Annotated in this window: 16 protein-coding genes; 4 read left to right on the plus strand and 12 right to left on the minus strand. The window is 68.7% G+C overall.

Annotation, left to right across the window (positions count from 1 at the left end; all coding sequences use genetic code 11):
• Position 1: 1 nt before the first annotated feature.
• The gene (locus OV287_RS32590) at positions 2–1,042 is read right to left on the minus strand and encodes a terpene synthase family protein (protein ID WP_267537943.1); all 1,041 of its coding nucleotides are present in this window, start codon (positions 1,040–1,042) and stop codon (positions 2–4) included.
• Positions 1,043–1,246: 204 nt separating this feature from the next.
• Between OV287_RS32590 and OV287_RS32595 the strand changes: the two genes are divergently transcribed.
• The 3 genes from OV287_RS32595 (at position 1,247) to OV287_RS32605 (ending at position 5,855) form a co-directional block, all read left to right on the plus strand.
• The gene (locus tag OV287_RS32595) at positions 1,247–3,100 is read left to right on the plus strand and encodes a methyl-accepting chemotaxis protein (protein WP_267537944.1); all 1,854 of its coding nucleotides are present in this window, start codon (positions 1,247–1,249) and stop codon (positions 3,098–3,100) included.
• Positions 3,097–3,603 carry a DUF2716 domain-containing protein gene (locus tag OV287_RS32600; protein WP_267537945.1) on the plus strand — a complete coding sequence of 169 codons (507 nt, stop codon included), beginning with the start codon at positions 3,097–3,099 and terminating at the stop codon, positions 3,601–3,603. The genes OV287_RS32595 and OV287_RS32600 overlap by 4 nt, the downstream gene beginning before the upstream one ends.
• A 167-nt stretch (positions 3,604–3,770) precedes the next feature.
• Positions 3,771–5,855: an ATP-binding protein gene (locus OV287_RS32605; protein WP_267537946.1), complete on the plus strand. Its 2,085-nt coding sequence runs from the start codon at positions 3,771–3,773 to the stop codon at positions 5,853–5,855.
• Between the two features lie 2 nt (positions 5,856–5,857).
• Here the strand turns inward: OV287_RS32605 and OV287_RS32610 are convergent, their stop codons facing one another.
• The 8 genes from OV287_RS32610 to OV287_RS32645 form a co-directional block, all read right to left on the minus strand.
• The gene (locus OV287_RS32610) at positions 5,858–7,084 is read right to left on the minus strand and encodes a tryptophan 7-halogenase (protein ID WP_267537947.1); all 1,227 of its coding nucleotides are present in this window, start codon (positions 7,082–7,084) and stop codon (positions 5,858–5,860) included.
• Positions 7,050–9,017 carry a LodA/GoxA family CTQ-dependent oxidase gene (locus OV287_RS32615; RefSeq protein WP_267537948.1) on the minus strand — a complete coding sequence of 656 codons (1,968 nt, stop codon included), beginning with the start codon at positions 9,015–9,017 and terminating at the stop codon, positions 7,050–7,052. Before OV287_RS32615 ends, OV287_RS32610 begins: the two co-directional genes overlap by 35 nt.
• Before the next feature lie 33 nt (positions 9,018–9,050).
• Positions 9,051–10,058 carry a catalase family protein gene (locus OV287_RS32620; RefSeq protein ID WP_267537949.1) on the minus strand — a complete coding sequence of 336 codons (1,008 nt, stop codon included), beginning with the start codon at positions 10,056–10,058 and terminating at the stop codon, positions 9,051–9,053.
• Between the two features lie 93 nt (positions 10,059–10,151).
• The gene (locus OV287_RS32625; protein ID WP_267537950.1) at positions 10,152–11,354 is read right to left on the minus strand and encodes a GNAT family N-acetyltransferase; all 1,203 of its coding nucleotides are present in this window, start codon (positions 11,352–11,354) and stop codon (positions 10,152–10,154) included.
• A 42-nt stretch (positions 11,355–11,396) separates the two neighbouring features.
• Entirely contained in the window at positions 11,397–14,003 is a 2,607-nt protein-coding gene (locus tag OV287_RS32630) for an aminotransferase class III-fold pyridoxal phosphate-dependent enzyme (protein ID WP_267537951.1), read from the minus strand.
• 48 nt (positions 14,004–14,051) lie between these two features.
• Positions 14,052–15,467: a cytochrome P450 gene (locus OV287_RS32635; RefSeq protein WP_267537952.1), complete on the minus strand. Its 1,416-nt coding sequence runs from the start codon at positions 15,465–15,467 to the stop codon at positions 14,052–14,054.
• On the minus strand, positions 15,464–16,366 hold the full coding sequence (locus OV287_RS32640; protein ID WP_267537953.1) for an MBL fold metallo-hydrolase: 903 nt from the start codon (positions 16,364–16,366) through the stop codon (positions 15,464–15,466). Before OV287_RS32640 ends, OV287_RS32635 begins: the two co-directional genes overlap by 4 nt.
• A 182-nt stretch (positions 16,367–16,548) precedes the next feature.
• Positions 16,549–17,886, minus strand: a complete 1,338-nt coding sequence (locus OV287_RS32645) for a transporter substrate-binding domain-containing protein (protein ID WP_267537954.1) — start codon at positions 17,884–17,886, stop codon at positions 16,549–16,551.
• 97 nt (positions 17,887–17,983) lie between these two features.
• Between OV287_RS32645 and OV287_RS32650 the strand changes: the two genes are divergently transcribed.
• Positions 17,984–18,589 carry a hypothetical protein gene (locus tag OV287_RS32650; RefSeq protein ID WP_267537955.1) on the plus strand — a complete coding sequence of 202 codons (606 nt, stop codon included), beginning with the start codon at positions 17,984–17,986 and terminating at the stop codon, positions 18,587–18,589.
• On the opposite strand, the gene OV287_RS32655 is transcribed toward OV287_RS32650, so the two are convergent.
• The 3 genes from OV287_RS32655 to OV287_RS32665 form a co-directional block, all read right to left on the minus strand.
• Complete coding sequence (locus OV287_RS32655) at positions 18,550–19,587, minus strand: hypothetical protein (RefSeq protein WP_267537956.1); 1,038 nt, start codon at positions 19,585–19,587, stop codon at positions 18,550–18,552. The genes OV287_RS32650 and OV287_RS32655 overlap by 40 nt on opposite strands.
• A gap of 18 nt (positions 19,588–19,605) precedes the next feature.
• Positions 19,606–20,100 (minus strand): hypothetical protein, encoded by a 495-nt coding sequence (locus tag OV287_RS32660; protein WP_267537957.1) that lies wholly within the window; start codon positions 20,098–20,100, stop codon positions 19,606–19,608.
• Between the two features lie 105 nt (positions 20,101–20,205).
• Complete coding sequence (locus tag OV287_RS32665) at positions 20,206–21,522, minus strand: hypothetical protein (RefSeq protein ID WP_267537958.1); 1,317 nt, start codon at positions 21,520–21,522, stop codon at positions 20,206–20,208.
• Positions 21,523–21,533 lie beyond the last annotated feature (11 nt).

Below are 21,533 nucleotides of genomic sequence, written 5' to 3' on the forward strand. Positions count from 1 at the left end.
CCTACGACTGCCAGTGGTGGAACTCCTGCTTCAGGTAGACGTTGCGGCAGAAGCGCCCCGTGCGGACCACGGACTTGCCCCACTCCTCCAGGCACGAGGGCAGCATCGCCGTGAGGGACTCCAGCTCGCGCAGGTGCACGCCTGAGCGCCTCGCCGCCTCGAGCTCCGCCTCCGCCTCGTTCATCCCCAGCTGCATCAGCAGCGTCAGCGCGTTGGACTTCCCCTCGCGCGACTCCCGGTCGAAGCTCCGGATGTCATTCGTCCAGCGCACCAGCAGCCCCAGCTCGCGCAGGATGTCCTCGATCAGCGGATCCTCCGACAGATCGTGCTCGACCTCGGGGTTGAGCACCAAGAGCACGGCCGCGGCCCACATGGGCAGGGAAATGCTCCACTGCCCCGCCTGCAGGTAGTCCTCGAACTCCGGCAGCATCCGCTGGCTCTGGAACAGGCGCTTGGCGCACAGCTCCGCCTGGTGGCTCGCGCACATCCGCCGGAAGTGCTCCCGCCACAGCCAGCCGAAGCGCGTCGCGCCCGGCGCGGCCATCAACTCCAGCGTCAGCTCCTTCAATGCAGCCCCGATGCACTCCGCCTCGCCGCGCGCCGCATCCCAGTCCTCGGTACTGGGTGACTCCACCGTCAGCAGGTAGCGGTCCATCATCCACAGGCGCTCGTCCTCCGTGAGCTCACCCACCTCCCCATCCGCGATGTCGTCGATGGCGAAGGTGATGAGACCCACCTTGGTGAGCAGCACGTTCTGCGCGAACGTGGAACCCGGAACGGCGGCCACCGCCCCCGTCAGCGCCGTGGACTGCACCCGCGAGGTCGCGATGGCCGGAAACCGCTCGCACCACTCCGCCAGCTCCGGCATCAGCCTGTTGCACAGCTCGAACACCCGCGCCTGCGACGCCTGCGGGAAGAGCTTGAACTCCTCGGCGGAATACTCGTTCTTCAGCTTCCGGGTGACCTCGAAGTGCTTGCCGCGAACCCCCACGTCCGTCACAACCGGGGCCGCCATTCCCAGCGCAATAAAGGAACGGGTCATCTCCAACCCCTTTGAGGATGTGGTTTCAGGCTCACCATGTCGCCACTATTCTCACATCTTCACCCCCAGCGCTAGAGGATTTTTCCGGCATTACGGGAAAAGCAACATCGTCCATCTGACCGGGTGGGTTGACTGCCTCCTGCCTCCATGACAGTCCCGCCACGCGCCGCGGGTGTAGGAGCGAGCGCGCTGAAGGAGGCACAGGTGACGCGTCAGGTGAACCCGGTGGACATGACGGATAAGAAACAACAGGCAGCGCTCACGCGGCGCATGCTGTTGTTGCTGCTCGGGTCCAACATCCCCCTCACGCCGTTCTCCACCTACACGGCGAGCCTCTTCGTGGGACTGGAGCGTCCCGAGGACGTGCGCGCCGTGCTCACCATGCTGCCCCTGGTGGTGGTGTTCAACGCCAGCCTGGTGCTCTTCCTGGTGCTGCGCTGGCTGGTGCGGAGAACGTTCGAGCTCCGGCCCACGGATGAGGAGGGAACTCGGCTGGTGCGCATCCTCAAGCTGCCCTCGCGCATCGCCTTCTACTGCTTGCAGCTCACCTGGTTTCACGCCGGCGCCTGCTTCATGCTCGGCGTCTGCCTGATGACGGGACAGAGCCTCCAGGCGGTCATTCCCGTCACGGCCATCGCCACGGCCTTCGGCGTGATGGTGTCCTTCCCCATCGTGCCCATCCTCGAGCACTGGACGATGAAGCACGCCCTGGCGGAGCAGGATCGACTGGGCGGCACGCAGGCCGCCGGCCGCGGCTACTTCTGGCCTCGCCAGTCCTGGTACCAGCCGTACGCGGTGGCCAGCGCGTTGGTGTCCACACTCTTCCTGGCCGGCGTGGTGATGGTCATCAAGTTCAACCGCGTCCAGGAGCAATTGGTCGAGAAGTTCGAGGCGCAGGGCGCCACCCACGTAGCCGAGCAGCTGCGTCAGGCCTCGGGGACGCTCACCCGGGAGCTGGGCCTGCCGTTCGTGGGCCTCTTCGCGCTTGTCTTCATCTTCCCCACGCTGGTGGTGGCCTTGCAGGTGTGGCGGCAGTCCCGGGCCATGCGCACGGTCCGCGAGGCCATCGAGGCGCTGGCCATGGGGATGCCCAAGGCGCCGGCCTGGGTCTCCACCGACGAGGCCGGAGACATGGCGGACGGAATGAAGTCCGTGCTCGTCAAGCTGCAGGAGATTCCCCTCACGCTGAGCACCTCGGCCGGCCGCTTGTCCGAGGCGGGCACCAGCCTGAGCAGCGAGATCGAGCATCAGCGCCGCAGCCTCACCCAGCAGGCCACGGCCCTCCAGCAGGCCCAGGTGACGTCCGAGGAGATCAAGCAGACCTCGGAGACGGCCGCCCAGAAGGCCGATGCCGTGCTGACGGTGGCCGCGCGGGTGGAGGAGCTGGGCCGCTCCGGCGAGCAGGCCCTGCAACAGAGCCTCGAGGGGCTCGCCACCATCCGCCACTTCGTGGATGGGATGCGCGACAAGGTGTCCCGGCTGGGGGACAGCACGCGGCAGCTCAGCACCATCACCACGACAGTGAAGGGCATCGCGGACAGGTCCAACATGCTGGCGCTCAACGCCTCCATCGAGGCCGTGCGCTCCGGAGAGCACGGCAAGGGCTTCGCCGTGGTGGCTCGGGAGATCCGGGGCATGGCCGATCAATCGATCCAGGCCACGGGCCGCATCCGCGACATCCTCGAGGACATCACCCTCGCCATCAACGACGCGGTGGTCATGGGCGATCAGGGCACCCTGCAGCTCGAGGATGGCATGCTGCGCATCAAGCGCTCCGGCGAGAACTTCCGCGAGGTGTCCGACATGGTCCAGCAGAGCACCGCCAGCGTCCGGCAGATCTCCGCCACCGTCCGCCAGCAGAACGAGGGCGTCTCGCAGATCTTCACCGCCATCCGGCAGCTCTCCGTCATCATGGAGGAGACGGTCAGCCGGATCGACTCGACCCAGCATGCGTCCCTGATGCTGAAGTCGGTGTCGGACGAGGTGACCCGGCTCGGACTCGCCTACGAGCATCGGCAGCAGGTGGATCCGCCATCTCGCCCGGTGATGAGGGGATGAACGCCTGGGTGCGGCTCGAGTTCGACGATCCGAGAGTCGAGCCGGCCCGGGCAGTGCTGGCGCGGGAAGAGAGCGCGGGGGTGCGCTACCGCATCCCGGCCGACTTCTCCCCCTATGACGCGGTGATGGCCGACGAGATCCTCGAGCTCCAGGAGCGAGTGCTCGGGGCCTTCCGGACGCTCGTGCCACCGGGAGAGCGCCTCGCAGTCATCGATCCCGAGGACCACCACCCTCCCCTGCTCTTCGATCCACACGTGCCCTTCGAGAAGGGCGCGAGCCGCGAGGCGCTGTGGGGTTACAAGCTGTACGTGGAGCCCGCGTGGACGGTGGGGCTGCTGCCCGATGGGGACAGCTGGTGTTTCGTTGGCCCCGACTTCACCTGGGAGGCCCGCTACCTCGTCACACGCCCCTCCGAGCTCGTCATCCGGGGCTCCCGCCTGCTCTCCACGATCGACCTGGAATCACTCCGGCTCCTCAAGCGCTTCGAGCGCGAGGAATCCTGACCGTAGAGCATGTGGCAGATGCGTGATTCCTCTCTTCCCTGGCCGGAGACCTGCCCAGCCGTCTGTAAGAGTTTCTCTGCACTGCAATGCGTTGCTGGAGTGTCTCTCCGCAAGGCAGGGTGCAGGGAGCGTGACGGTCGCGGGAAACGAGCCAGGGAGAGTCGAAGGTGGTCAGGACCGAGTGGACAGCACGAGTGCTGGGGCTGGCGCAGCTAGAGGGCCCCGACCGGCAGCGGGCGAGGCTGGAGCGGCGAGCGGCAACACTGCTGGCCTATCTGGGCCTGGAAGGGCCCTCCTCCAAGGCGTCCCTGACGAGCCTGTTGTGGCCCGATTCGCCCCAGGCCACCGCACGCAACAACATGCGCCAACTCCTGCGCCGCCTGCGCCTGGCGTGTGGCGGCCTGGAGGTAGTGGAGGCCGACGCTGAACGTCTAGCACTCGGTCCCTCGCTGCGGTTGGACGTCGCGAGCCTGAAGTCCGCCGCCCTGGCCCGCGAACATGCACGGGCGCTCGAGGCCCTGCATCCCGAGGGCTCGGGTCCGCTGCTGTCTGGCTTCGACTTCGATGACTGCCCCGAGCTGGCGCGGTGGCTGGACGGAGCCCGCGCCGCAGTAGAGGGCTGGGTGCGCGAGGCACGTGAGGCGGAGATCGAGCGCCACATGGCCCAGGGTGACCGGACGGCCGCCCTCGCCCTGGCCCAGGCCTGGGTACAGCAGGAGCCCGAGTCCGAGCAGGCCGGCCGCCACCTCATCCGCCTGCACTACCTCCAGGGAGACCGCGGCGCCGCCCTCGCAGCCTTCGAGCGGCTGCGCTCCGTCCTCTCCCGCGAGCTGGACGTCACCCCCATGGCCGAGACCCTCGCCCTGGTGCGGCAGATCGAGAGGGGCACCGAGCTTCCCCGTCCTCCTGTCGCGTCCCGCCCGTCCCTGCCCCTGTCCGTACTCCGGCCCTCCGTGCTCGCGGGCCGGGAAGCCGCCTGGCAACAGCTCGAGGAGGGCTGGAAGGCGGGCCAGCTGTTGTTCATCACCGGCGATCCCGGCAGCGGCAAGTCCCGCCTCGCCGAGGAGTTCGCGGCCTCCAAGGGGCCCTGGATACGCATCGAAGGACGCCTGGGAGACCAGGAGGTCCCCTTCGCCGCGCAGGCACGTGCCTACCGCAGCCATATGAAGCACCGGCCGGGGTTGACGATGCCCGACTGGGTGCGTGCCGAGGTCTCGCGCATCATGCCCGAGCTCGGCGACCCGCGCGGGCTCCCTCCCCTCGTCTCCGAGGCCGACGAGCTGCGCTTCCAGGAGGCACAGGTGGAGGCGATGCGGCTGATGAAGACCGGGATGAGCGTCGTCGTCGTGGATGACGTGCAGTACTGGGACAAGGCCAGCGCCAGGACCTTCACCTATGCGTTCATGCGCATGCTGGACTCCCACACGCCAGATGCCCGGATGCCCTGCTTCATCGACTGCTACCGCCGGGGAGAGCTGCCCCCCTACTCGGAAGCCATCGTCCGGCAGCTCGTGGACTCGGGGGTGGCGCGCGTCATCGACATCGGGCCGCTCTCCCCCGAGGAGGTGCGCCGGATGGTCGCGAGTCTGGAGCTGCCCGGCGCGGAGCACCACGCCGACGCCCTCGCCCGCTACACCGGGGGCAACCCCCTCTACGTCATCGAGACCCTCAAGCACCTCATCGAGACCGACTCGCTCCAAAAGGACTGGCCCCAGCGCCTGCCTCCTCCCGGCCGCGTCGGCCCCCTCATCCAGCGCCGCCTGGAGCGGCTCTCCCCCCTGTCCCTCCAGACCGCCCAGCTCGCCGCTCTGGCAGGTCCTCAATTCCGGGCCGCGCTCGTGCCCCAGGCGCTCGAGGTGACCACCACCGCCCTCCAGAGCGCGTTCGCCGAGCTCGAGGCCGCACAGGTCCTGATGGGCGAGCGCTTCAGCCACGACCTGGTGCTGGAGGCGGTCCTGGCCAGCATTCCCCCCGCCGCCGCCCGGGTCCTGCATGTCCGTCTCGCCCAGACGCTCGAACAGGACGGAGCCCCGGCCATCCACCTCGCCCACCACTGGATGGAGGCAGGCGAGGTGGAGCGCGCACTGCCATACCTGCTCGCCTCGGCGCACGCGGATGAGCAGATGCTGCCGCCGGAACAGGCCGCTGATCACTATGCCCGCGCAGCCGCCCTCATGGAGGCGACCGGCCGGCACGAGGAGGCCGCACAGGCACGCGCCGCCGAGGCCCGGTGCCGCATCCGGCCGCGGTGAGCTCAGTCCTCGGGCGTGGGGAACACCAGCAGCCGGCCCGAGCGCAGCAGTTCCGCGGGCTCCGGCCCCGCCTCTCCCGGTAGGGGGACGTCCGAGTCCTGTCTCCGCCTCCTTTCCCAGAAGGGCGCGTCCGGCCACCGGGTGACCGCCCGGTACCGCTCTCGCAGCGTGTCGAGGTAGTGCGGGTAGCGGCTGTCGAGGAGGTAGCGATAGGCCTCGAGGCTCGTGGCCTCCCCCGCCCAGGCGGAAACGATGGCCTGGGCGGCATAGAACCCAGTCCCGAGCGCCGAGCCAATGCCATAGGACGAGAGGGGATCGAAGGAGGCCGCGGCATCCCCGACGGCGAACCATCCAGGGCCACAGGCCCGCTTCAGTCGCGAGCTATGCGCCGGGTGTGCCGTGGGCGGCTCGGAGAGACGGAAGGCGCGTCCACCCAGCAGTGTCAACGCATGAGGGGCCTCCTCCAGGGCCGCCAGGAACGCCTCCGGCTCGAGTACGGCCCGGTCCGCGAACAGCACCGCGGAGAAGCGTCCATCCGGAAGCCGGGCGACGTACCACCAGCCATTCCGCATCGCCTCGATGTGGATAGGGCTCGCGGCCGGCGGTGGAGCACCTCCGATGGGCTCCAGCAGTCCCCAGCTCCCGACGAGCCCGTCGAACCGCTGGCGCTCCACTCCGAGCATCCGCGCCACCGCCGCGGCACGCCCCGTCGCGTCGACGATGAAGTCGGCGTCGAGCTCGAACCTTCCCCGCTCGCCCTCCACCGAGACCCGCCAGCGGCCGTGCTCGGTCCGGGTGACACCCGCCACCCGGTGGCCCTGGCGCCAGAGCGCTCCTCGGGCCCGCGCGACCTCGGCCAGCCGGGCCTCGAAGGCGGCCCGGTCGAGCAGCCAGCCCTCCCCATTCACCTCGAAGAGCAGATTGCGCTCCGTCGGCTCGGCCCGCTCCCACGCGGAGGCCATGCCCGTGAAGGGCCGGTACGTTCCCGACTCGAGGAGGTCCGACAAACCCAGACGCGCCAGCAGCGGCTTGAAGCCAGGGGACAGACACTCCCCTGGCTTGTACCGGAGGCCAGCGGTTCGCTCGAGCACCAGGGCCTGGATGCCATGGGCCGCGAGCGCGATGGCCGTGGCCGCGCCCCCGGGACCTCCTCCAGCGATGAGGACCCTTGGGGGACGCGAGCGCGCCCTCTGACTAGTGCTGGTCGCGTCTGGCGACGATGCGTCCATGGAGCTTCTCCGGTGCGGCCGCGGGGGCCGTCGGTGCGGCCGCGGGCGGGGCGGCGACGGCGGCCCTGGCCACGAGCTTCACCGGCACCGGCGCGGGGATGCCCGGCTGTGCATCGCCCTCGGCGATGAGGGTCATGGTGACGGTCGCGTCGTTGGCCGTCAGCTCGGGTCCTATCTCCGTCTCCACCCACAGGCGCTCCGGCAACTCCGCCTCCGCGAAGTCCTTGGGCCCTGGCCGCTGGGCGGCGATGCCCACCCGATCCCACAGGCTGACCATGTTGTTGATGCGGTCCAGGAACTGATCCGACAGGTGGCGCAACCAGTCCGGCCGGTTGTTGAGGTGCTTGTGACGCTGCGCGAGCGACAGCGACTCCTTCATGAGGCGCTGGTACGCGAACTCCGGCAGCACGTGGTTGGGAACCCGAGCTGCCCAGAAGCTGGGGACGGGGAGATAGGTGCCCAGCTCGTAACCCGCCAGGCAGCTCGCCTCGTCGGTCTGCCAGGGCACGCCCATGAATCGAGTGAGCGTCCCGGGGCCACTCGCCTCGTGCGGACCTCCGGGCCCAAGCGCGACCTCGGGGGTCAGCACCTCGCCGAAGTCCATCCGCACCGGAGTGCCCTCGGGCAGGACGTTGAGCCGGAAGGGCCTCCGCCACATCCTCGGGATGCGGAGCGTCCAGGTCAGCTCGATACCCGGGTGGAAGGGACCACCGAGGCACTCCTCCAGATTGGCCCGATCGAGCGCGTGCGGCTGGTCGGCCAGGGGGATCGCATCGAAGGAGCTGGGTGGGTAGGGGCGATCCTTCGGGTCGTGGGTGAAGCGGCCTTCCGCCCACGCGCGCAGCATGGCGTACTGGGTCCGCGTCACCGACAGGCCGGTGCCCGGCACGCCCTGGAAGTCGACGAAGGCATCACCGTAGAAGGGTGGCAGATAGGCCCGTTGCTCGACGGTGGAGTCCGGATCCCTGAACCAGCGGAACAGGCGCTGGCGTACCGGCGCCGACGCGGCCGAGGGATCCGCGAGCTTCTCGAGCAGCTCCGGTGCCAGCAGGTCGCTCGGCGAACCGGTTCCGAGGAGCGTGAAGATGCCCCGGTTGACGTGACCCAGCGTCACCATCCGCTCGAAGATGGGGAAGATGTCGCGCCAGAACGAGGGCTTCTCTGGCGGGGCGTCGAGGTTACCCAACCGGATGTGGAGATCCAGCACCACGTCATACATGGTGACCACGGCGTAGAGCCCTGGCCCGTAGTTGGGCGGCGAGACCACGACCATCGCGGGCTCCGCCTCCAGGGTCCGGTTGCCGAGCCGCACCGTCGCGCGCACCGGCCCGTCCGCGGTGTCGTCGAACCAGCCATTGTTGTTGGCAAAGGTGAGAGGCCTGGAACCATCGAACGCGCCCGACTGGCCGCGCCCGCCCAGTACCAGGAGCCGGCCCTTGTCGTCCGTGCGCAGCTCGCCCAGGTACACCTGCCGATCCACGAACATGCCGCTGTTGAACTGGAAGCCGGGCCCTTGCGTGTTGGTGCCACTGATGGCGCGCGGCCCCGGATCAATGACGAGCACCTCGCGGGGGAACGGGAAGTTGGCGTTGCGCCGCGGTGCCTGCAGGGCCAGCGGCCCGAGGTCCATCGCGTTGTGGAACTCGTACCAACCCGCCTTGCGGTTGGCCAGGTGCACGCGCCATTCAATCTGGGCCTCGTCGGCGGTGAGCTCCTTCACCACCCGTCCCTGGGCATCGAAGCCATAGATGCGAAAGCGCGCGACCTGACGCTTGATGCGCCCCTCCTCATCTTTGAAGCGCATGTCGGGGGAAGGCCGGGCCCCCGGCACCTCCGGGCCTGGGAAGTGCCCATTCTGCGAGCTGCCAACCCGGGCAATGCCGATGGCGGGATGGATGGCACACGAGACGATTCTGTCGTGAGGAGAGGACATGGAGGCACCTGGGCGGAGGATCCGCGGGAAGGGTCAGCGAAGCCGGACCGACTCGAACGGCTCGCCAATGGGGACGTGGTTGCGGCGGCGCCGGTAGTCCGCCGAGGCCTTGTAGACAACACGCCGGGCACGATTGACGCTCCCGACGGGGGCATGCTCCGGGAGCGCGTGCCAGCCCGTGAAGGACTGGTCGTCGATGTTCTCCTGCTGGCCGGGCAAATCGATGTCCTGCCTGGCCAGCTCGAGCGTGGCCACGTGGATGAACGGAGAGACGCTCTCGCTCCAACGGACGGTGGCCTTCTCGATGGGCATGGTCACCGGGTCCTTTTGGAACTGGAGGAAGAAGTCGAAGCGCGCCTCGTCATCCAGGAGGCGCTCGCGCAAGTCCCGGCGCAGGTAGTCAGGACCACGCTCGCTCTTGGGGCCCTGCGGACGGTGCTTGCCAGGGCGGCACGGCCGCACGGCGTATTTGACGAAGCGCTCTCCGAAGGCGTACGGCACGGCACTGAAGAAGCTCGCCAGCAGCAGACTCTCCTCCTGCTTGGACGCCATCTCCTGGAGGATCGCGGCGGCCGTGGGGTGGGTGGCGAAGAACTGGGCCAGCTCCTCGTCTCCCGCCAGCGCGGCAGCGGAGAACTCGGCGAACTCCTGGGCGTTATCCACGAAGAACACGTCGTGGTTCTGCAACACGAAGTCGTGGGTCAGCGCGCCCTCCTCCCCATCGAGGAGCTTGGTGCCTGGTACGCCGAGCAGCTTGATGCCCAGGCCGAGGGTGTTGTTGGCCAGGTCGGTGTTCTGCGGGACCGTATCTCCAGAGAACCGCACCCAGGCGGGAAACTCCTTGTGGGAGAAGACGCCGACGCGCAGGTCCGCGGGCAGATCATGCCGGATCTTGAATACGCCCCGGGCGGTGCCCTGGGGCTTGAGAAAGACCGGCCGGTGGACACGGCTGTCCAGAGCGACATGCCGCCTCGCCATGACGCCGATGAACGTCTCCAGAAGGCTGGCAACCGCCGCCTGCTCGCTGTCGATCTGGGCCATCACTCAATCTCCCTTTGGGTCTTGTCCGGGCACGAAACCTTGCACCCATGGATGGTGTGTCGCCCTGGAGGATGTGACGCGGCGCACCGGACCTCAGTGCGCGGCCGCACGATCCTCGCTGGCGCCACCGTCCTCGCGAGACTCGGGAACCCACGTGCCCGAGTCCTGTTTCGCGAGGTAGTTATGAACCTCCTCCCAGTCCCGGTATCGCCCCATCGTCTTGGGTAGGAAACGCCGGGCCAGCCGGCGCACCAGTGGGTTGGAGTGAGTCACCGCGTGGGTGAAGGTCCTCAGGTGACTGCCCATCCGCAGCTTGTTGACGTAGCTGGTCTGGGTGAAGTTGACCGCGTGACAGCCGCGCTCCAGGGCCAACCGGATGCTCTCGACGAAGAGCACGAAGTAGACGGGCAGCTCCTCGAGCTGGGGGTAGTCCAGCCCGATGCGCAGGCTCGTGCACTCGCCGCCGGAGAACACACAGAGCAGGAAGCCAATCAGCCGCTCGTCCTTCCAACATGCGATCACGGTGGGCCTCAACTCGGGATTCTCCGCCACCGTGGCGAAGAACTCCGAAGTCAGCAGGTCCATCCGAGCATCGGCGTTGTCGTAGACCTGCCGGTACAGCGGGAGCATCTGGGGAATGAGGTGGGAGAAGTCCTCGAGCACCTCGATGCGGACGCCCGGAGCCTCGTGCACCTTGCGCAGCCGGCGGCGCGTGGACCAGCGCGACTTCGGGCTCAGGTGGGCCAGATACCCCTCGAAGTCGTTCCACAGTAGCGACAGGACGGCATCCGGCATGGCCTCCACCTCGAAGAAGGGAGGCCGGACGGAGTCGGGGAACAGCTTCGCGAGCTCCTTCTCGCCAAAGTCCTTGAAGAAGATCCACCGCAGGCGCTTGCGCCGGGCCAGCGCCCGAACGGCCTGGATGAGCGGCCGCGACTCCACCTCCCCTACCCCGGGAGCCACGAGCAACCGGCCATCGGCCAGGGGATTGCCACAAACCAGCGTGGAGATGCTGAAGAACCCGGGCCACCACTGGCGGACCCGCTGGACCATCGGCCAGGACTTGCCGGAGGCGTCATCCAGCTTCAGGGCCTCCAGCCAGAAGACAGGCAGGAGGGCGAGCCGCTTCCCGTCGCGCTTGAGCGACAGGTAGGCGAAACCATCCAGGCCGATGCCGGTGGTCTCCATCGCCTCGAAGAAGGACCAGCGCCAGAGCGGGTCATCGGCAGGGGCCATCGCCTCCCACTCGGCGCGTGGGATGTCATGGATGCTGGGGAGGATTTCGATCTCGGACATGGGGCGTTCTCACTCCTCGTGGACGGGGATGGACGGACCGCGCTACGCGCTCTTCCGGAGTTGCACGTGGCGGTGCCACTCCGCGTCGGACAGGGGCCGGTCGAAGCTGCGGAGCTGGGCCAGTTGGAAGCCGAGCACCGCGCCGGTCTCACGCAGGTGGAGGATGGTCGGCAGGTTGAGATCCGAGCCGATCGACGTGTCCTGGTAGTGGTGCTCCAGGGAGAGGATCATCGTCTCGGACATGCAGGCGTAGGCCAGCCCCTGCTCGAAGCCGAAGTGCCACCCGAGGTCCGGGAGGCCGGGGACCGCCACCACTCCCCCGTCGATGACGAGCACGTCCGGCCGGGCCTTCTTCACCGCGCGCGACACATTCGGGGGACGCGAGAGATCGCACACCACCGCCTGGGGCTTCAGGATCTGCGGGGTGACCAGGCCCTCGATGCTGCTCGTGGCCGTCACCACGAGGTCCGCCTGGGGCAGCAGGTGGGCGAGGTCGGTCGTCAGCACCAGCCGGTCCTGCCGCGCCAGGCCCGCCACGAGCTCCGCGAACAGCTCCGGTTCCGCATCAGGCGGAGGCAACGAACCCTGGAGCCGCACCGCGTCCGCCAGGGTCCCAGGCTCGAAGCTCTGGCCCCGATGGAGCTGCTGGACGACGGAGCGGCACAGGTCTACCGCGACGCGGCTCAGCCGCTGGAGGCTCCGCTCCGGATTGGCCGGGTTGCCGACCAGCAGGAGCCGCCCGACACTCTCGGCCAGCAGGATGGCCGTCGCCCGGCCGATGGAGCCCGTGGCGCCAACCACGGCCGCGATGGCGTCGGTGGGCCGCGTGCCGAGCCCGCTCATCGCCTGGTTGATCGCATCGACCGCCGCCACGACCGTGTAGCTGTTGCCCGTGGTGAGGGCCACACCGGTGTCTCGCAGGAGCAAGCCGCCCTTGGTGACGACGGAGGTGAAGGCACCCAGGCCCACGAGCTTCGCACCCCGCTCCCGGGCGAGCTCGACACCAGCCCGCACCTCGGCCACGGCCTGCCGGGTTGGCATTCGCAGGAACTCCTCGGCGGTGCGCGGCACGACGATGAACTCGCCATGGGCCGTCTTCCCGCCCTGCGCCTCGATGCGGGTGCTCCCCGCCACGAAGGGGGTGCTCATGTCGTTGAATCGCAAGGCGAGCCGCTGCAGCTCCTCGGGCTTCAGGACCGCCAGGCTCTTGTCGAACTCGGCGTAGTTGCTCGGGGTGACCGGATGGACGAGGAAGGCGAACCGGCCCTCCTCGGGAGCCCCCGTCGGGGTGGGCAACGAGCGGCCGGAGGAGACAGACACGAAATGCGGGCGGGTCTGAGTGCCCAGCAGGTGGTGGAGCAGCTCGGCCGTATTGCCCACGGCCAGGGCTCCCAGCATTCGCTCGATGGAGACGATGGCCTGCTCCCCCATTTGCCGGGTGGCGATCAGCGGCGGCTCGATGCGGATGACGGACGAGCCATTCAGCGTGGGCGCCACGCGCAGCCGCTCCACGTTGAGCAGGTAGCTGGAGAGGAGCGGGGAGAGGTTCTTCTGCGAGCTCAGGACCTCCAGGAAGCTGGCATGACCGTAGGTGTCCGGGTCCACCTGGAGCTCCAGGCCCAGCAAGTAACCCCGCCCGCGCACGTCGCGCAGCACGTTGGAGTAGCGACGCTGCAGCTGCTCCAGGCCGGCCTTCAGGAAGGCACCGTTCTCCGCCACCTGGCGCACGAGAGCCTGATCGTCCCGCGTCAGCAGTTCCAGGACGCGCAGGCCCACGCGGCAGGCCAGGGTGTTGCCGGCGAACGTCGAGGAGTGCTTCATCGAGAACTCCTCGGAGCAGGCGGCCTCGGAGCAGAGCACCGCGCCGATGGGCAGGAGCCCGCCGCCGAGCGCCTTGGCCAGCGTCATGACGTCGGGGGAGACGCCCTCGGCCTGGCACGCGAAGAGGTGTCCGGTGCGTCCCAGGCCCGTTTGGATTTCATCCAGCACGAAGAGGACGCCATGCTCCCGGCACAGCTCGCGAGCCGCCGCCAGGTAGCCGGGAGGCGGGACGATGATGCCACCCTCGCCCTGAATGGGCTCCAGGATGAAGGCGGCGAACTGTCCGCCCCGCTCCTCCAGCACCCGCCGAAGTGCCTCGAGGTCTCCGTAGGGAATGCGCTCGAAGCCAGCCACGGGGGCACCGAAACTCTGCTGGTAGCTGTCATTGCCCGTGGCGGAGAGCGCGCCCAGCGTCTTGCCATGGAACGAGTTGTGAGTGGTGAGAATGCCCGGGCGTCCCGTCGCGGCCCGGCACATCTTGAGGGCTGCCTCCACCGCCTCGGCACCACTGTTGGCGAAGGTGACGTAGCGCAGTCCCTCGGGCGCGATCTCGATCAGCTTCTCGGCCAGCGCACCGGCGGCCTCCATCGAGGAAGGCTGCACGAAGGAGGGCTCCTGGCTCGCCTCCACCTCGTGCAGGGCCTGCCACACCTCGGGCGGGTTGAAGCCGAAAGGCAGCGCCCCGTAGGCGGCGACGAAGTCGAGGTAGCGCCTGCCCTCATCATCGTAGAGGTAGCAGCCCTCGCCTCGCACGAACCGCGTATCCAGGCAAAGCCGTTCGAGCAACCCGCCGAGGTGCGGGTTCATGTATTGAGTGAAACGATGCATCAGGGCATTCCTTCCTTCCGGAGGGCACGGAAGCGAAGCCCCGCGCACCTATCCGTATGAGTGAAGGAGGCCAGTTCGTGACGTGGTGGCGCTCCTCGCGACGAATCGCAGAGACAGACGGTCCTTGGCCCGCAGGGTGATGCTGGCGTGCAGTCGTGGCTCTCGCTGTCCAGGCAGGGCGGTCAATCGGTAGCGCTGGGCAATGGTCGCCACCATCAACGCCATCTCCATCTGGGCGAACCGGACGCCGATGCACAGCCGGGTTCCGCCGCCAAAGGGATAGAAGGAGAAGCGGTGGCGTTGCCGAGCACCGTCCTGGTTCCAACGCTCCGGGTCGAAACGATCCGGCTCCTCCCAGAAGCGAGGATCCCGATGCTGCAACCAGGGCCAGACCTGGACCTCGGTGTCCTTCGGAATTCGCACGCCGGCCAGGGTGACGTCCTCCATCGGGAAGCGATCCAGCAGGGCGAAGGCGGGCGGATACAAGCGCAACGACTCCTGGAGGATCTTGTCCAGGTAAGGGAGCCGCTGGAGCTCCGCCACGGTGGGTGGCCGGCCGCCCAGCACGGCTTCCAGCTCGGCATGGAGCCGGGCCTCGACCTCGGGGTGCCGGGACAGCAGGTACCAGACAAAGGTGAGGGCACTCGCCGTGGTCTCGTGACCGGCCATGATCAAGGTGAGGATTTCATCCCTCACCTGCTGCTCCGACATCCCAGAGCCATCCGCGTCGCGCGCCTGCAGCAACATGGACAGCAGATCCTCTCCCTGGAGACCGCTCTGCTGCCGCTCGAGAATGTGCCGGCGGACGATGCGGTCCAGGGTGGCGCTCGCCGCCCGGTATCGCCGCTCGACGGAGCGGAGCAACCAGGCGGGTAGCAGTCCCAGCCAGTGGTGATCGAACCGCGCCAGGATGGTGTCCAGCGAGGTCTTCACGGCCTCCATGTCCTGCTCGACTCCCACGTCGAAGAGCACCCGGGCGACGTTCTGGAGGGTGAGCCGCTGCATGTCGGCGTGGATGTCGCGGACCTCGCCGTCACGCAGAGGGAGGAGGTAATCGCGGGTGGACTCGACGAAGAAGTCGCAGTAGCGGGCGATGCGCTCGTGATGGAAGGCGGGTTGGATCGCCCGGCGCTGTCGCCGCCAGAGCTCGCCATCGCTCGTCAACAACCCCTGCCCGAGCACCTCGCTCATGGTGTCGTTCCCCGCTCGGCGGAACTTCCGGGAATCGGCGACCAGCACCTGCTCGACGAGGTCGGGGTGGTTCAGGACGTAGACCGGTCTGCCACGGATGCTCAGCCGGATCAGGTCTCCCTGGGTGCGGCTGAGCTGGAGCATGTAACCGAGGGGATTCCTGGCCAGGTAGAGGAGGTGCCCCACCCCGGGAAGTCCGCGAGGCTCCGAGGGGAGCGTGGCGGCCTCCGGAGAAGACGGGGGATGGTCCAGGGTGAGCGTGGAAGAGTTCATGAATGGCTGCTCCATGTGTGGCCCTCGCTCTCAAGGGCGGTAGGGGCCTCGGCCCGGGTCCTCGCGTCCGCCTCCATGCGCTCGAACTCCAGCGCGTCATGGGCGCAGAACACCCGCACCTGCTGGCCGTGCAGGCGCACCAGCTCACGCAGCCGCTCCTGGTTGCGCTTCCGCGGCCGCCCATCCTTCTGCATCCACGCCTGGTAGGCCCGCAGCCCTGGCGTGCACCGCGGCCGGTGGGGGTTCATCTCCTCGTGGTAGAAGTACGCATCCCCCGCGTGCAGCAGCCATCCATCCGGAGACCGCACCGCCACCCCCGCGTGCCCCAGCGTGTGTCCCACCAGGGGCACCAGCAGGATGTCCGGCGGCAGGCCCTTCAGCTCACGCACGCACTCGAAACCGAACCAGGACTCGCCTCCGCGAGGCATCGGGTACGTCGCCCAGTGCGGCTGCGTGCTCCACTGCTTGGGCCGGTAGCGCCGACGGTCCAGCCACGTCGCCTGCGCCCGCGCCGCGTCCACCTCCGCCGCCATCACATGGACGCGAGCCTTCGGGAAATCATCCAGTCCGCCCGCATGGTCGAAGTCCAGGTGTGTCAGCACGATGTGCCGCACGTCCTCGGGCTCGTAGCCCAACCGCGCGAGCTGCCGCACCGCCGTCACCTGCTCGTTCAGTTGCGGCCGGCACGCCTGGACGAGGAACGGGTTCAGCCTCGACTTTGGATCTCTCACGTCCTCCAGTCCGAAGCCCGTGTCCACCAACACCAACCCCTGGTCCGTCTCCAGCAACAGGCAGTGACACACCAGCGTGGCTGGCACGCCCCTCGGTCGTCGCTGGCCGTCCAGGAATCGGCCCCCCCTGGGGCACATGGTCATGCAGTTCAGATGATGGATGCGCATCCCAGGGCTCCCCTTCCGCTCGCGGAGGACCACGGCGGTCCCCGGCGCTGGTCCTAAAGGGAGTGTGGCCAGGTGGAAGATGTGAGTCAGGCGCCAGGACCGGCGCATCCCTGACCGCTCGCCTTCCGCCCGGCTTCACGGGCGTGCCATCTCCATCCGCCCATGACCTGGGTGAGAGTCGCCTACCGCCGCGGTGTGACCCGGGCCGCACCGAGCGCCACCAACGCATCGGCAATGCGATCGATCTCCTCACCCTCCAGGCCCGTGGACGCCAGCTCCTCACGCGCCTTGCGCCGCGTGGCCTCGCGGTCCAGTCCTCCGGGAACGCGCGGCACGAGGGTGCTGATACGCGCGCTGATGCGAGCGAGCGCAGGCCGGAGCTCACCCTCGAGCGAATGCACGGGAGCATCTGCCGCAGCGGTGGGCGTGCGAAGCTGAAGCTTCTTGGCCGCGTCCATCTGCGCCTGGAAGAACGCGGTGATGGCCTCGTCCGGGGGCGCCGGAACGCCCAGGGTCGCCGCGGCCTCCTGTACCTCTTTCCGGGCAGCCTCGAGCACACGCGCCTCCTGCGCGGGCACCTCGATGGGTTGGCCCGTGCGCTGCTTGGCCCTGGCCACCATGGGCATCAGCGCGAGCCGCTCGGTCGTCGCGGAGAGCAGCGCGTCCACCGGTGTCGCGGTAGGTCCGGTAGCACCGGGGCCCAGGTACTTCTCGCGAAGCTGCCCGAGCGCGCCGCTCTCCTCCTGCTGCAGGAGCCACGTGTCCAGATCCGCGGCCAGCTCGGCCCGCGAGGACTCTACATAGAGCGCCACCACGTCCCGGGTGAACGGGCCAATGAGCTCGATGCCGGAGAGGCCCTCGGCCCAGCGAGGCCCCTCGACGGTGTTGCTGAGTGCCGCATCGGCCTGCCCCGTGGCCAGGGCCTCGCGCACCGCCGCGTTGTTGGGGATGGCGAGGATGCGCGCGTTCTGGAAGTGGGCGCGCGCCACGCGCTCCAGGTGTCCGCCCCGATTCACCGCCAGGCGGAATTCGGGCCGGTCGAGCGCACGCAGGAGTGCGAGCGGCTCCTCGGGGTTGCCGCTCCCAGATGGAGGTGCCCAATCCGGACGCCGCAGGAGCAACAGGGCACCGTTGCGCGCCACGGGGACGGTGTAGCGCCCGGCCAGCGACCGCTCGGGGCGGATGGTGATGCCACTGGACGCCACATCGAAGCGATGGGCGCCGAGGTCCGCCACCAGCTCCGGCCAGCGGAAGCGTACCCACTCGAGGTGGTACCCGCGATCGGACGCATAGGCTTCCAGGAGCGTGGCGTCGAAGCCGGACGCCTGCCCATCGCGCAGCACACTGAAGGGTGGATAGTCGCTGCTCGTCCCCACGCGGAGGACGCGGGTCTCGTGCGAGGGAGGGAGCGCCGCGGGACGAGCCGCACACGCGGCGAGCAGGGCCAGCACGGAGCCCACGAGGAGGGCGCGAGCGTGCGCGAGACCCGGGAACACGTTCGGATGAGGAGAAGAGAGCATCCCCTGACTCTGCCCCAAGGAGGGACGAACGGCGCGGCTCCCCATGGCCATCCGAGGCGCGGGGCGCATAAACTCCCCACTCCTTCGAGGAGAGTACATGAGCAAGTCGGAGACGAAGCCTGACGGACTGACGCGCCGCCGCCTGCTGGAGGCGGTGGGCACGGCGGGCGGTGCAGCGGCAGCCTACGAGACGATGGCGCTGCTCGGGCTGGTGCAGACCCCCGAGGCTTCCGCCAGCCCCCAGCAGCCCGCTCCTGGCGCGGACGCAGCACCCGAGCCCGTACCGCGCACGCGGGGCTATCCCAACGACGACCTGGTCGTGGCGAAGGACTGGACGGTGACGTACGTCAACGGCCAGCTCGCGGTCAGTTGCACCGTCTCACCGACGAACGCGAAGACGGATGCCCTCACCAACCTGTACGTGGGCCTGACCCGCCCCGGTGATGCGTCCAGGTTCTACTGCTCGGGCTCGACCACCCTGGGCCAGGGCACGCCGCCTCCGGGCAACAGCCTGACCGGCCTCGCCCAGACCTACCTGTACGAACCCGAGGTCCACGGCACCACCGTGCTCGCCGTCGTCTTCGGGTACGTCCAGGGCAGCCTGGGCTCGAACGCGTTCATGCTGAAGCGGACCTTCGACGTCGCTCCCGCCTCGGAGCGTCCTCAGGTCTCCGCCCAGAGCGAGAACCGGCACTCGAAGTAGGGGTACACCTTCACCGCGAGGGGCGCGTCCGGCCGCACCACCAGCTTGGCTCCCACGGTGCGGCACAGGTTGCTCGGCCAGCGGTCACCCGTGAGGGGCACGCGCTCGCGCCCCCACCAGCTCAGGACGGCATCGCGCTTCTCGGGCGTGCACAGCCCCTGCGCCACCATCCGCTGGAGGAACTCCCTCGCCCACGGATCGTTCGGCTTCTCGGGGAACGGGAGCGCCAGCCCGATGGTGGGGCCCACGCTCTCGCCCGCGTCCAGGTTCACCTCCGCGAAGTGCAGGTAGGAGAGCCACGTCTTCGTGAGCTCCTCGACCTGAGCCCGCGAGCCCGGCCAGCCCACCCGCTCGAGGTACTCGCCCACCGCATCCCGGGGCATGCCGATGATCATCCGCACCGCCTCCGAGCCCCGGCAGGCGAGCGGCGCCACATGCTCGACCTCTCCGAACTCGGGGAGGGCCTCGAAGCAGCGCGCCACGGTGCGATCGATGGCCGGCGGAATCGGCTTGCCCTGGAACACCTCCATCGCGCGCCGGGTGAGTTGGAGCGACTCGGCCACGTTGGAGCCACCGGGCGGCCGCTGGCCGAAGTCGGGCTGCACACAGGCGAAGGCGAAGGGCTTGGGGTCCGTTTGCGGCCCCTCCACGTCGTACTCGAGCCACAGCACGGGCACCCGCGCCAGGAGAGAAGCAGGGTCCTGCCACTCCCGAGAGAACGCGCGCACCCCGTCCCAGAGTGGACCCCGGAGCCGGTCTCCTGCCTTCGCGAGGCCCTCCGCGAGCGCCTTCGGGCCGCCATCGCTCCGCATGCAGCAGACCATGTAGTCCACCCGCGGAGCGCCCTCCTCGAGCCGGGCCTCCAGGCAGAAACCACCGGAGATCTCCGGCAGCAGCCGGGCCACCTCGCTGACATGGCCCAACGCCTGCTCTCCGACCAGCGCTTCGGAGAGGAACGGCTTCATCCGGCTGAACAACTCATCAATGGGGACGATCATGGAGGTCTCGCGCCGCGCTCACTCGACCCGGAAGGCCTTGGGGAGTACCCCGTAGTGCCCGTCCGGGTTGACCACGACCACGTCGTACACGCCCATGGGGGTATTGGCGGGGACGTCCAGGGTGCAGGAGAGGACGGAGCCGCGCTGCCCGGGGTTCTCCACGCTCCGAGTCACCGCGGGCAGGTCCGCGCCCTCCAGCTTGACGACGGCGAAGGCGCCGGTGGTGAAGAAGTCTCCCAACACCTGCAGCGCGAGCGTGCTGCCCGGCGCGGCGATCCCCGGTTGGGTCGAGCCCACCTGGACGACGGCCTTGACCCAAACCACCGCGAACAGCTCCAGCGAGGCCAGCTCCGCGCGGAGATGCTTCATCACCGGCTCGAGCTGCCCCTTGTGGAGGGCCTCGCGCTGCGGCTCGGACAGGCCCGCCCTCCGCATCGTGTCCTCGGGGTCGCGGCTGAACTGCCGCTGGAGCTCCGGGTTGCGGATCAGATCGGAGATGAAGTGCAAGAGCATGTGTCTGTCCCCTCGTGGGTGGTCATTCTTCGGGCCGTGACTCGGCGCGGATGAAACCATGCGGATGGCGCGTGGGGAAGCCGCGCGGCGAGCGGTCTATCGGGCTCACCGTGAACACGGCACCGGTTTTCTCGGATGGGCGCCGAGCGGGAGAAACCAGACGAAGTCGTACTGGCGCTGGTTCGCCCTGCCGTGACAGGCCATGCACGAGGAGTCGGAGGAGTCCTGGAACCAGGTCTCGAGCGACACGTTGGCGGTGTTCGTCTGCGGCTGGGAGAGACTCGGGAACGCGCTCGTCCCGTCGCCGAGGGGCCACTGGGTCATCACGAGCTGGTAGTTCTCCCAGACGGTCCCCTTCACGCCCTCGGCCTGGTGGTAGGCGTGATTGGTCAGCCGGGTCGAAGCCGCGAGTGGCCGCTTGCGTACCACCTGGGTCGGTGCCGGGTCTCGCTGGGGCGGGTTGCAGCGGCTGATGGGCTCGCCTCTGGGCGAGGGCGGGGTTGCCGGCGCGTTGTCGTTCAACGCGAAGGGGAACGCTCCTCGTCCGGACCCGCCCTCGGAGTCGGGGACGTTGTCGACGTGCTCGAAGCTCGACCAGATCCACCGGGGGAAGGAGGGGGGCTTGTTCACGATGTGCAGCCCGATCAGCCCGACGTCCGTCACGGAACACCTGCCGGTCAGCGGATCGAGCAGGTTCGCGCGGGTGACGTAGTAGTGCTTGCGCTGCGCCTCGGGCACTCCGGTCATCACCCGCCAGGAGGCCTTCACGAGCACCGAGCCACTCGGGAAGCGCAGCGCGGAATGGGGCGTCCCATTTCCTGGCAGGTTCGCCGCCAGGTACAGCGGTCCCGGATGGGCGCCACCGGGCTCGAGGATGAACTGATAACCAGCCCGATTCACCCGCGTCTCGTAGCGGACGTACTGGCGGTTCTGGCTCACCAGGGGGCCAGCGAAGGCCTGGTTGAAGCCGTGGAACGCATCGAAGGAGCCGAGGACCTTCTGGTACGGAACGAGGCTCGTCCTGGCGTCGCAGGGCGAGGGAGACGCGAAGCTCCTCCAGTCGGCCGGGGCGGCACCACCGGGAAGGAACAGCTCGAAGTCCGCCTTCCACGTCTCCCAGACGGTGGGGACGGAGACATCGCCATACTTCCTGTCGATGTCCGGAGAGCCACGCGGATAGGGCCCACGAGCGCCGAGCCGGGCCGGCCAGGTGAGCGCGATGAACTCCCGCCAGGAGAAGTCATCGAAGAACGGGAGGTTGTCCTCGGGGTTCGCGAAGGGGACATCGACGTCGATGGGGATGTTGTGACTGACCGTCGGCACCGGGCGGCGCGGAGCGGGCTGCGCGACCGAGACGAACGGCCAGACACCTCCCAGGAGGGCGGCGATGAGCACCCCCACGGCGGACCATCGCCTCCGCATGCGCTGTCCCC

Origin of the sequence: Archangium lansingense (assembly GCF_026626635.1) — a bacterium.
Classification (GTDB): Bacteria; Myxococcota; Myxococcia; order Myxococcales; family Myxococcaceae; genus Archangium; species Archangium lansingense.